This window comes from Telmatospirillum siberiense (assembly GCF_002845745.1).
GTDB classification, from domain to species: Bacteria; Pseudomonadota; Alphaproteobacteria; order Rhodospirillales; family Magnetospirillaceae; genus Telmatospirillum; species Telmatospirillum siberiense.
The window spans coordinates 188,867-200,297 of the sequence record NZ_PIUM01000003.1; the positions used below are offsets into that span (position 1 = coordinate 188,867).

At 63.2% G+C, this 11,431-nt stretch carries 10 protein-coding genes; 1 reads left to right on the forward strand and 9 read right to left on the reverse strand.

Annotation, left to right across the window (positions count from 1 at the left end):
* Positions 1-46: 46 nt before the first annotated feature.
* Positions 47-1,705 carry a ribonuclease J gene (locus CWS72_RS04515; RefSeq protein WP_101249371.1) on the reverse strand — a complete coding sequence of 553 codons (1,659 nt, stop codon included), beginning with the start codon at positions 1,703-1,705 and terminating at the stop codon, positions 47-49.
* On the reverse strand, positions 1,702-2,475 hold the full coding sequence (locus tag CWS72_RS04520; RefSeq protein ID WP_101249372.1) for a type III pantothenate kinase: 774 nt from the start codon (positions 2,473-2,475) through the stop codon (positions 1,702-1,704). Before CWS72_RS04520 ends, CWS72_RS04515 begins: the two co-directional genes overlap by 4 nt.
* Positions 2,476-2,703: 228 nt before the next feature.
* Here CWS72_RS04520 and CWS72_RS04525 point away from each other — a divergent pair, with 228 nt between their 5' ends.
* Entirely contained in the window at positions 2,704-3,891 is a 1,188-nt protein-coding gene (locus tag CWS72_RS04525) for a trans-sulfuration enzyme family protein (protein WP_241911573.1), read from the forward strand.
* Between the two features lie 225 nt (positions 3,892-4,116).
* On the opposite strand, the gene CWS72_RS04530 is transcribed toward CWS72_RS04525, so the two are convergent.
* The 7 genes from CWS72_RS04530 to nuoI form a co-directional block, all read right to left on the reverse strand.
* Positions 4,117-4,851 carry a biotin--[acetyl-CoA-carboxylase] ligase gene (locus CWS72_RS04530; RefSeq protein WP_101249374.1) on the reverse strand — a complete coding sequence of 245 codons (735 nt, stop codon included), beginning with the start codon at positions 4,849-4,851 and terminating at the stop codon, positions 4,117-4,119.
* Complete coding sequence (gene nuoN, locus CWS72_RS04535; RefSeq protein ID WP_101249375.1) at positions 4,848-6,287, reverse strand: NADH-quinone oxidoreductase subunit NuoN; 1,440 nt, start codon at positions 6,285-6,287, stop codon at positions 4,848-4,850. The genes CWS72_RS04530 and nuoN overlap by 4 nt, the downstream gene beginning before the upstream one ends.
* A gap of 17 nt (positions 6,288-6,304) precedes the next feature.
* On the reverse strand, positions 6,305-7,819 hold the full coding sequence (locus CWS72_RS04540) for an NADH-quinone oxidoreductase subunit M (RefSeq protein WP_101249376.1): 1,515 nt from the start codon (positions 7,817-7,819) through the stop codon (positions 6,305-6,307).
* 4 nt (positions 7,820-7,823) lie between these two features.
* Positions 7,824-9,752: an NADH-quinone oxidoreductase subunit L gene (gene nuoL, locus CWS72_RS04545; protein ID WP_101249377.1), complete on the reverse strand. Its 1,929-nt coding sequence runs from the start codon at positions 9,750-9,752 to the stop codon at positions 7,824-7,826.
* A gap of 6 nt (positions 9,753-9,758) precedes the next feature.
* Positions 9,759-10,067 carry an NADH-quinone oxidoreductase subunit NuoK gene (gene nuoK, locus CWS72_RS04550; RefSeq protein ID WP_101249488.1) on the reverse strand — a complete coding sequence of 103 codons (309 nt, stop codon included), beginning with the start codon at positions 10,065-10,067 and terminating at the stop codon, positions 9,759-9,761.
* 2 nt (positions 10,068-10,069) lie between these two features.
* Positions 10,070-10,681 carry an NADH-quinone oxidoreductase subunit J gene (locus CWS72_RS04555; protein WP_101249378.1) on the reverse strand — a complete coding sequence of 204 codons (612 nt, stop codon included), beginning with the start codon at positions 10,679-10,681 and terminating at the stop codon, positions 10,070-10,072.
* 256 nt (positions 10,682-10,937) lie between these two features.
* Positions 10,938-11,426, reverse strand: coding sequence for an NADH-quinone oxidoreductase subunit NuoI (gene nuoI / locus CWS72_RS04560; protein WP_101249379.1), 489 nt, complete (start codon positions 11,424-11,426; stop codon positions 10,938-10,940).
* Positions 11,427-11,431 lie beyond the last annotated feature (5 nt).

Genomic DNA, 11,431 nt, shown 5'->3' on the forward strand with positions numbered 1-11,431 from the left:
AAATTAAGGTTATACCCATTTCCTCAAAAGATCGGATTCTCCGGTATCAGACCCTCACCAGATGCACGTCGGTCAGCGGTTTCTTGCCATGGCTTTGCTTCATATGCCGGCGCAGGGCGAGACGGGTGGCCTCGCGCACCAGATCGTCGTTCTGCCGGCCCGACCTCGGCATTTCCTCGATGGCGTCGCGCACGGCATCGACCACCGCCTCATGGGCGTCGGCCTCCTGCTCGGCGTCGAGCAGGCCATGGGCCGAAATCTGCGGATCGCCCAGCAGGCTCCCCAACCGGTCGAGCACGATGGTGACCACGGCGCTGCCGTTATGCACCATGCGGTGGCGATCACGCATGATGACCGAATCCATCGTCACCAGGCGCGTCCCGTCGACGGCCAGCCGGCCGATCGAAACGAAATCGACGACCTCCACGGGTCCCGGCGCCAGACGCAGCATCTCGCCGTCCTGCAGGATGGCGGTCTCGGGAACACCGCAATCCTTGGCCAGTTGCGCATGTTCCTGAAGATGGCGGGCCTCGCCATGCACGGGAACGCTGATCCTGGGCCGCACCAATTCATAAAGGTGGCACATCTCGTCGCGTCCCGGATGGCCGGAGACATGGACGAAATGGTCCTTCTCGGTGACGACCTCCACCCCCTGGCGGATCAGTTGATTTTGCAGACGGAAGATCGAACGCTCGTTGCCCGGAATGATGCGCGACGAGAAGATGACCACATCGCCCGTCTTCAGCGTCACATGGGGATGGGTATCGTTGGCGATGCGGGCCAGGGCGGCACGCGGCTCGCCCTGGCTTCCCGTGCAGATGTAGACGACCTTGTCCTCGGGCAGATAGGCGGCGTCATGTTCGGTCAGGAACTCGGGGATTTCCTTCAGATAGCCGTTTTCCCGCGCCGCCTTCTCGATACGCCACAAGGAGCGCCCGACCAGGGCGACATGGCGGTCATGGGCCGCGGCGGCCACGGCGATGGATTCCAGCCGGGCCACATTGGTGGCGAAGCAGGCCACGGCGATCCGCCCCCGATAGCGCCCCAGCAATTCGGTCAGGCTGTCGCGGACATCGGATTCGGAACCGGCGGCGCCCTGCTTGAAGACATTGGTGGAATCCCCGACCAGGGCCAGAACGCCCTCGTCGCCCAGCGCCGCCAGACGCTTCTCGTCGGCGGGCGCGCCGATCAGCGGCCTGGGATCGAACTTCCAGTCGCCGGTATGCAGAACGCGGCCGAACGGCGTGTCGATGGCCAGTGAATTGGGTTCGGGAATCGAATGGGTCTGGGTGACGAACTCGATACCGAACGGCCCCAGGCGCACGGCTCCGCCGAGCGGCACCACATGCACCTCGACCTCGTCCTCCAGATGGGCTTCGACCAGCTTCGTTCTCAGCAGGGAGGCGGTGAAGGGCGAAGCATAGACGGGACAGCGCAAGCGCGGCCACAGATGGGCGACGGCGCCCAGGTGATCCTCATGCCCATGGGTGAGGACGATGCCGAGGAGATCCTTGCGGCGGTCGGCGATGAAGCCGGGATCGGGCATGAACACCTCGACCCCGGGCATGCTGTCGTCGCCGAAGGATACCCCCAGATCGACGATCAGCCATTTGCCACGGCAGCCGTACAGATTGAGGTTCATGCCGATCTCTCCGGTCCCGCCGAGGGGAAGAAAGACCAGTTCGTCGTTGTCTGATGTGCTCATGAGGGACGGTTCAATCGGTAAATTTGCAAAAGACCGCGAAGGGTCAGGTCAAAGTCGAGATGCTGGATCACCTCGGTGGCCTCGGCGAACAGGGGCGCCAGGCCGCCGGTCGCCACCACCGTCATATCCGAGCCGAATTCATGTCTTATGCGTCCCACAAGTCCCTCGATCAAGCCAACATATCCCCAATAGACCCCGGACCGCATGGCAGGCACCGTCGCCTTGCCGATGACGGTCTTCGGCCGGCCGATCGCCACGCGGGGAAGCTTGGCGGCGGCCATATGCAGTGCCTGCAGCGACAGATTGATGCCGGGCGCGATGACGCCGCCGCAGTAGTTGCCGTCTTCGTCGACGATGTCGAAGGTGGTCGCCGTGCCGAAATCGATGACGATCAGCGGCCCCTCGTAAGCGCTGTGGGCGGCGACGGAGTTCACCAGCCGGTCGGCGCCGACCTCCTCGGGGCGGTCGACCAGCACCTTGATGCCCAGATTGACATCCTCGTCACCGACCACCAGCGCCTCGCAACCGAAATAACGGCGACAGAGCTGTTTCAGCGAGAAGACCATCGCCGGCACCACGGAAGCGATGATGCAGGCGTTGACCTGACGCCGGTCGATGCCCTCCATGGACAGCAACTGGTCGAGCCAGACGCCGAATTCGTCGGCGGTACGGTTGGTATCGGTCGAGGACCGCCATTCCCCCCGGACCCGATCTCCTTCGAACAAGGCAAAAACAATATTGGTGTTGCCCGAATCGATAACCAGCAGCATCCTCGTTCCCAGTCTTAAAGCAGGGCGCCATCGGCAAAACGCCCCCCTTGTCCAAGGATGGGCACGCGGAAGGGCGGCATACTAGTCGCGACGAGGCGAAGTGCGAAGCGCAAACGTCACCGGTCGGCCCTGTCCGCAGGACATGTGTCTTCGGAAGGGCAAGAACAAGGCGCTGGCCACAACAAGCCTGGTCGTCATGCCCGCATCATGAGAAAGGTCCCAAACCTCGTGACCAAACCCGTTACCCAGGCCATCCATGGCGGAACGTCCGCCAAGGCCGTCGGCGAGCCAGTGCTCAACACGCTTTCGCCGGCCACCAGCTTCTACAGCCACCCCGATGCCGTCGGATTTTCGGCCAACGACCTGACGGACAAGGCGCCGCATTTCTACACCCGCTGGAGCAATCCGACCACCGATCTTCTGGAGGAGCGGCTGGCCCTCCTGGAAGGCGGCGAAGCCGCGCTGACCTTCGCCAGCGGCATGGCCGCCGTCACCGGCCTTTTCCTCGAACGGTTGAAAGCGGGGGACCATCTGATCGTCTCCAACGTCTGCTATGCCGGCGTCGCCGAACTGGTCCACGACATCCTGCCGAAGTACGGCATCCTGTCGACGGCCGTCGACACCTCCGACATCGCGGCCGTCGCCGCCGCTTTCCGGCCGGAAACCCGGCTGATCCACATCGAGACGCCGGGCAACCCGATCCTGCGGCTCTCCGACATCGCCGCCATCGCCGCCCTGGCTCGCGCCAACGGCACCGAGCTTTCCGTCGATTCGACGCTGGCGACCCCTTTCGGCACCAATCCGCTGAGCCTGGGGGCCGATTATGTCATCCATTCCCTGACGAAATACATCTGCGGGCATGGCGATGCCCTGGGCGGGGCCGTCATCGGCCGGAAAGAGGCGATCGATTCCCTGCGCAAGGAGGCTTTGATCCACTTCGGCGGAACCCTCAATCCCTTCGCCGCATGGCTGATCATGCGTGGGCTGGAAACCCTTCCCTTGCGCATGCGGGCCCACCAAAGCAATGCCGCCGCCGTCACGGACTTCCTGGCCGGCCACCCGCGCCTCGACAAGGTCTATTGGCCGGGCTCTCCCGCCCACCCGCAACACGAACTGGCCAAACGCCAGATGCGCAACTTCTCGGGGATGGTTTCATTCTCGGCAAAGAACGGACCGGCACTGGCCCGGCAACTGGCTGATCGCGTCTCGGTGTTTTCCTACGCGGTTTCCCTCGGCAAGACGCGCAGCCTGCTTTGCTATGTGCCGAGCGAGGACATCATCCGCTCGTCGTTCCGCCTGACCGGCGCCGACGAGGCGAACTACCGGGCCTGGACGGGAGACGGCACCTTCCGCCTGTCGGTCGGGCTGGAGGATCCCGACGATCTCATCGAAGATCTCGACCGCGCCCTGGCTTGAGGGCTTGGGACGTAAGAGGTGCGAAAGGCCGGGCTTCATAGTCTTCTCCCTCGCCCCTTGTGGGAGAGGGAGGGGCCCGCGTTAGCGGGAGGGTGAGGGAGAATGTCGCACGACGCCTGAGAGTTCTCTTCCGCCTGTCGGCGTAATGCCCCTCATCCCACCCCTTCTCCCACGAGGGGAGAAGGGCTTTTGTCCGCCCTTTTGCCCCCCTCTTACATCCAATCCTCAGCGACGGAAGAAGACATCGCCGGCCAGCACCTTGCGCTGCCCGCCGCCGGCTTCGACGAGAAGAAGGGCCCCTTCGGGATCGAGGCCGGCGAACGTCCCTTCCAGGACCGTCTCATCGGACAGACGGACGGTCACCGGTCCCGACAGGCCGGCGGCCCCGTCCAGCCAGGCCTGCCGGATCGGGGCGAAGCCCTCGCTCCGCCAGCGGGCGTACCAGACGCCCAGATGCTCGCACAGACCGGCCAACACGTCGAAGGGCTCGGCTCCGCTGCCCAGCTGGCGCAGGCAGGTGGTCGGATAAAGACCGGGTTCCGGCGCGAAGGCGACATCCACCCCGATGCCGGCGACGATCAGGGACGACGCCTGCTCGAGCAGCATGCCCGAGATTTTGCGCCCATGGCAAAGCACGTCATTCGGCCATTTCACCTGGAACACCGCTCCCGGCACCAGATCGGCCAGGGCGGCGCGGACGGCGACGGCGGCGACGAAGGCCAGTTGCGGCGTCCGGCTGGGCTCGGGACCGCCATCCAACAGCAGGGAACAATGGAGATTGCCGGCCGGAGAGACCCACTCGCGGCCACGGCGGCCGCGTCCCGCCGTCTGCTCGCGGGCCCAGACCACCGTCCCGTGTCCGCTTCCGGCCTGGGCCGCGCGCCGGGCCTCGTCGTTGGTGCTGTCCACCTTTTCGAGCGCGATCAGCCGGAACGGCGCGGCTAGGGAATAGGCCGTCATCCTCCGAACAAGGCCGCGGCCGCCGTGCTGGCGGAAGAAACCAGCGAGGACGGCAGGAAGGTGAAGACGACGATGAGGATGGCGTTGAAGGCGACGATGAAGCTCAGGCCCTTGCCCGTGCCATGATCCAGCGCCTCGACCGGTTCATCGAAATACATCACCTTGATGATGCGCAGATAATAATAGGCGCTGACCACGCTGGTCAGCACGCCGACCACCGCGAGGGTGATGAAGCCCTTCTCGATGGCGGCCATGAAGACGTAGAGCTTGCCCCAGAATCCGGCCAGCGGCGGAATCCCGGCCATCGAAAACATGAAGATGGCCATCGCCGCGGCGCTCATCGGATGGGTTTTCGACAGCCCGGCGAGGTCGTCGATCCCTTCCATAAGACGCCCCTTCTGGCGCATCGCCAGGATGACGGCGAAAGTTCCGACGTTCATGAACAGATAGATGGCGAGATAGATCAGTACGCCGCGGATCCCCACTTGGTCGCCCACCGCCAGACCGATCAGCGCATAGCCGACATGACCGATCGAGCTGTAGGCCATCAGCCGCTTGATATTGTTCTGCGCGATGGCGCCGAAGGCACCCAACGCCATCGAGGCCAGGGAGATGAAGATCACCACCTGGCTCCATTGATGGGTGAGATCGCCGAACGGACCGACCATGACCCGAACCAGAAGGCTGAAGGCGGCGATCTTCGGAGCGACGGCGAAGAAGGCGGTGACCGGCGTGGGAGCCCCCTCATAGACATCGGGCGTCCACATATGAAAAGGCACGGCGGAAATCTTGAAGGCCAGGGCGGCGATGACGAACACCATGCCGACGGTCACCCCGACGGGAACGCCCTGGGCGAAGGAATGGCCCAGCGCGTCGAAGCCGGTGGTGCCGGCGAAGCCGTAGATCAGGGACGAGCCGTAGAGCAGCATGCCCGATGCCAGCGAGCCCAGGACGAAATATTTGAGCCCCGCCTCGGTCGCCCGTCCGCTGTCGCGCTGATAGGCCGCCAGGACGTAAAGCGCGAGGCTTTGCAGTTCAAGACCCAGATAAAGCGCCATCAGATTGTTGGCCGAGATCATCAGCATCATGCCGAGCGTGGCCAACAGCATCAGCACCGGATATTCGAAACGCTCCAGTTTTTCACGATGAAGCCAGTTGGCCGACATGGCCATGGTGAAAGCCGAGGCCAGCAGCACCAGGACCTTGGTGAAGGCAGAGAATCCATCGACCACGAACATGCCGCCGAAGGTCACCACTCGTCCGCCCGCCGCCGCCGGGACCAGAAGCCCGGCAAACAGCATGGCCACGATGGCGAGCACGGTGATCCCCTGCGTCGCGTCCTCCTTGCGGAAGACGCCCAGCAGCAGCAGCGCAATGGCCGAAAAGGCGATGAAGATTTCCGGCAAGGCCGGCGCGAAGTTCGGCAATTCCTGCACGAGTACCCCCTCCCCTCTCAGCGCACGGCGACCGACGCCGTATCGGCGGCGGTTTGCGCGAGCTGGTAGTCATTGATCAATTTCGCCACCGAGGCATGCATGGGCTCAAGGAAGGACACGGGATAGACGCCCATCCAGATCACCACCACGACGAGGGGGGCGAAGACCGCGATTTCACGGCCGCTCAGGTCGAGAATCGACTTCAGATCCTCGCGCACCAGCTTGCCGAAGATGACCCGGCGGTAAAGATAGAGCATGTAGGCGGGCCCGAGGATCAGACCGGTGGCGGCCAGCAGGGCCACCCAGCTGTTGGTCTGGAAGGCGCCCATCAACACCAGGAACTCGCCGATGAATCCGGAGGTGCCGGGCAACCCGACCGAGGCCATGGTGAAGACCATGAAGATCAGGGCGTAAGCCGGCATCTTCGACGCCAGACCGCCGTAACGGGCGATTTCGCGCGTGTGCATCCGGTCGTAGACGACGCCCACGCACAGGAACAGCGCGGCGGAGACGACACCATGGGACAGCATCTGGAAGATGGCGCCCTCGATACCCTGCACCTGCACGGTGAAGACGCCGATGGTGACGAAACCCATATGCGCCACCGAGCTGTAGGCGATCAGCTTCTTCATGTCCTGCTGCACGAGGGCGACCAGCGAGGTGTAGATCACCGCGACGATGGACAGCGTGAAGACCAGGGGCGCGAAATCATGGGAGGCAACCGGGAACATCGGCAGGGAGAAGCGAAGGAACCCGTAACCACCCATTTTCAACAGCACGCCGGCCAGGATGACCGACCCCGCCGTCGGCGCCTCGACATGGGCGTCGGGCAGCCAGGTGTGCACCGGCCACATCGGGACCTTGACCGCGAAGGAGGCGAAGAAGGCCAGCCACAGCCAGGTCTGCATGGCCACCGGGAACGGGTGGGCGATCAATACCTGGATGTCGGTAGTGTGGGCGTCGAAATAGATGGCCAGGATGGCCAGCAGCATCAACACCGATCCCAACAGGGTATAGAGGAAGAACTTGAACGCCGCATAGACCCGGCGAGGCCCGCCCCACACCCCGATGATGATGAACATCGGGATCAGAACGGCTTCGAAGAACACGTAGAAAAGGATCAGATCGAGGGCGCAGAACATGCCCACCATCATCGTCTCGAGGATCAGGAAGCTGATCATGTATTCCTTGACCCGCTTCTGCACCGCGACCCAGGCGGACAGGATGCAAAGCGGCGTCAGGAAGGTCGACAGGAGAACGAAGAACAGCGAGATGCCGTCGACGCCCATCTTGTAGGAGATGTCGAATCCGGGCAGCCAGCGCGCCTGGTCGACCATCTGGAAATCCGCGGTGCCGCTGTTGAAGTTTGCCCAAACCAGCAGCGAGACCAGGAAGGTCGCCACGCTGGTCAGCAAAGCCACGTTGCGGGCGTTGCGCGCCACAACCTCGGCCTCGCCACGAATCGACAGGATGAACGCCGCTCCCAGCAGGGGAAGGAAGGTCGTGATGGAAAGCAAAGGCCAGTCGGTCATCACGTCACCCCGCTTTGACGATGTACCATGTCACGAAGGCCGCGACCCCGATCAACATGGCGAAGGCATAGTGGTAAAGATAGCCGCTCTGCAGGGCGCTGGCGCGGCGCGCCAGATCCCGCGTGACCGCGGCAAGGCCGTCGGGACCGCAGGCGTCGATGACGGCGCCGTCGCCCCCCTTCCACAGGCCGTTGCCCAACCAGAAGGCCGGTTTGACGAACAGGAAGTCGTAAAGCTCGTCGAAATACCACTTGTTGAGCAGGAACCGGTAAATGCCATGGAACCGTTTGGCCAGCCAGCGCGGCAGGGCCGGCGCGAACATATACATCACATAGGCGAGCGCGATACCACTGACGGCGACGATGGTCGGCAGCAGGCTGATGGTCGTCGGCACATGATGGGCGTTGTGCAACGCCTCATGTCCATCGATCAGCAGGATGGACTTGCTCCAGAAGCGTCCCATTCCCTCGCCGATGAAGTCCTCGTGCCCGACATAGCCGCTGAAGATGGCGCCCGCCGCCAGGACCATCAAAGGCACGGTCATCACCGCCGGCGATTCATGGACATGGGCCATCACATGCTCATCGGCACGCGGCCTGCCGTGGAAAGTCAGGATCAGCAGGCGCCAGGAATAGAACGCTGTCAGAAAGGCCGCGGCGACGCCGAGGGCGTAGGCGAACTGCCCGAAGGGCGTTCCGGCGCCCCAGGCCGCCTCAAGGATCGTATCCTTCGACCAGTAGCCGGCGAAGGGCGGGATTCCGGCAAGCGCGATGCTGCCGATATACATCAGCACGCAGGTCAGCGGTATCCGCTTCCAGATGCCGCCCATGCGGCGGATATCCTGTTCGTCCGACATGGCGTGGATCACCGAGCCGGCGCCCAGGAACAGCAACGCCTTGAAGAAGGCGTGGGTGAACAGATGAAAGATGCCAGCCTGATAGGCCGAGACGCCGATGGCGAAGAACATGTAGCCCAGCTGCGAGCAGGTCGAATAGGCGATGATCCGCTTGATGTCGTTCTGCACGCAGCCGACGGTCGCGGCGAAAAGCGCCGTCAGGCCGCCGACCACCGTCACGACATTGAGCGCGGTCTGCGAATATTCGAAAAGCGGCGACATGCGGGCCACCATGAAGACCCCGGCCGTCACCATGGTCGCCGCATGGATCAGCGCGGAAACGGGGGTCGGGCCCTCCATGGCGTCGGGCAGCCATGTATGCAGGCCGAGCTGCGCCGACTTGCCCATGGCGCCGACGAACAGCAGCAGACAACAGACGGTGATGGCGTTGGCGTCCATGCCGAAGACATGGATGACCGTGGACGCCTTGGCGGGCGCGGCGGCGAAGATCGGATCGAAATTGACCGAGCCGAACAGGACGAAAACGCTGAAGATGCCAAGCGCGAAGCCGAAGTCGCCGACGCGGTTGACGACGAAGGCCTTGATGGCCGCGGCGCAGGCCGAGGGCTTCTCGTACCAGAAGCCGATCAGCAGATAGGAGGCGAGGCCGACGCCCTCCCATCCGAAGAAGAGCTGCACGAGATTGTCCGAGGTCACCAGCATCAGCATGGCGAAGGTGAACAGCGACAAATAGGCCTGGAAGCGCGGCACCGAGGGATCGTGATGCATGTAGCCGATGGAATAGACATGCACCATGAAGGAGACCCAGTTGACGACGATCAGCATCACCGCGGTCAGGGTGTCGAAACGCAACGCCCAGGCGTCCTCCACATTCCCCGAGGAAAACCAGTTCAAAAGCTGGAAGCTGGCCGGATGCCCGTTTAAGACCACCTCGATGAAAATCGGAATGGACAGCAGGGCCGACAGGCCGACCGCGCCGCAGGTGATGATCTGCGCGCCCTTGTCGCCGATCTTGCGGCCGAACAGGCCGGCGATGATCGCGGCGAACAGCGGGAGGAAGACAACGGCTGTATACATTCCCGCTCACCCCTTCATCTGGTTGGCGTCTTGCACCGCGATGGTGCCGCGATTACGGAAGAACACCACCACGATGGCCAGGCCGATGGCCGCTTCGGCCGCCGCCACGGTCAGCACGAACATGGCGAAGATCTGGCCGCCCAGGTCATTCAGGAAGTGCGAAAAGGCGACGAAGTTCAGATTGACGGCCAACAACATCAGCTCGATCGACATCAGAATGGTGATGACGTTCTTGCGATTGAGGAAAATGCCGAAGACCCCCAGGGTGAACAGAATGGCGCCCACCGTCAGATAGTGCGCGAGACCGATCTCCAACATCAGATGCCTCCCCCGCTGGCCACTTTGCGGATTTCCACCGAATCTGCCTTGGTTCGGGCAACCTGTTCGGCGATCGACTGCCTGCGCACGTCGGTACGGCCGCGCAGCGTCAGAAGAATGGTCCCGATCATCGCCACCAGCAAAATCAGGCCGGCGATCTGGAACAGGTAGAAATAGTCCGTATAGATCAGCCGCCCCAGCGCATCGGTATTGGTCACCACCGTCGGGTCGGGGACATGTGTTCCCACCGACAAGGGCGCGTCGGGCGCGAAACTCCAGCTTCCGGCCACCAGGGCCAGCTCGGCCAGCAGGATCAGGCCGATCACGCCGCCGATCGGCAGATATTGCAAGAAGCCCTCGCGCAGCTTCAGGAAATTGATGTCGAGCAGCATGACGACGAAGAGGAACAGCACCGCCACCGCGCCGACATAGACGACCACCAGCACCATGGCGAGGAATTCGGCGCCGACCAGCAGGAACAATCCGGCGGCGTTGAAGAAGGCGAGGATCAGGAACAGCACCGCATGCACGGGATTGCGGGCCGAGATCACCATCACGGCGCTGGCCACGGTGATCGCCGCGAACAGATAGAAAACGAGAGCCTGAATCATGCGGCGTCCCCCTTAACTCTTACTCCGGCATTCACACATCTTTTTTCCGGTAGCGAAACGCGCGTCGTTCGCGAGCGTCGGATAGGGAAAAGATCCCCTCGCCCCTTGCGGGAGAGGGGCGAGGGCTTATCCGGGCGCCCATGGACGGCACCGTTTTGTCGAATGCCGTAGCGCTTTTGCGGGGATGACGAAAAGAATGAGATCATTTCTTTCCCTGGCCTCTTGGCGACTTGTCGGTTCATCGTGACGGCACCTTTCACCGGTAAGGCGCGTCGGCGGCGAGCCGCGCGGCCAGTTCGGTTTCCCAGCGCTCGCCGTTGGAGAGCAGCTTGTCCTTGTCGTACATGAGTTCGGCCCGGCTCTCGGCGGCGAATTCGAAGTTCGGGCCTTCGACGATGGCATCCACCGGACAGGCTTCCTGGCAGAAACCGCAGTAGATGCATTTCGTCATATCGATGTCGTAGCGGGTGGTCCGGCGGCTGCCGTCGGCGCGCGGCTGGGCTTCGATGGTGATCGCCTGGGCCGGGCAAATCGCCTCGCAGAGTTTGCAGGCGATGCACCGTTCCTCGCCGTTGGCATAGCGCCGAAGGGCGTGCTCGCCCCTGAAGCGGGGGCTCAAGGGCCCCTTCTCGAAGGGATAGTTGATGGTCACCTTGGGGGCGAAGAAGTGGCGCAGCGTCACCGCCATGCCGGAGATCAGCTCGGCCAGCAACCAGGTGCGCGCGGTACGATCCAGGAACGACATTGGTG

Bases quoted from the DNA above. Each gene is read 5' to 3' on its own strand.
- CWS72_RS04520 (WP_101249372.1), bottom strand. From the start codon at position 2,475: ATGCTGCTGGTTATCGATTCGGGCAACACCAATATTGTTTTTGCCTTG.
- CWS72_RS04555 (WP_101249378.1), bottom strand. From the start codon at position 10,681: ATGATTCAGGCTCTCGTTTTCTATCTGTTCGCGGCGATCACCGTGGCC.
- nuoL (WP_101249377.1), bottom strand. From the start codon at position 9,752: ATGTATACAGCCGTTGTCTTCCTCCCGCTGTTCGCCGCGATCATCGCC.
- CWS72_RS04540 (WP_101249376.1), bottom strand. From the start codon at position 7,819: ATGACCGACTGGCCTTTGCTTTCCATCACGACCTTCCTTCCCCTGCTG.
- CWS72_RS04530 (WP_101249374.1), bottom strand. From the start codon at position 4,851: ATGACGGCCTATTCCCTAGCCGCGCCGTTCCGGCTGATCGCGCTCGAA.
- nuoI (WP_101249379.1), bottom strand. From the start codon at position 11,426: ATGTCGTTCCTGGATCGTACCGCGCGCACCTGGTTGCTGGCCGAGCTG.
- CWS72_RS04515 (WP_101249371.1), bottom strand. From the start codon at position 1,705: ATGAGCACATCAGACAACGACGAACTGGTCTTTCTTCCCCTCGGCGGG.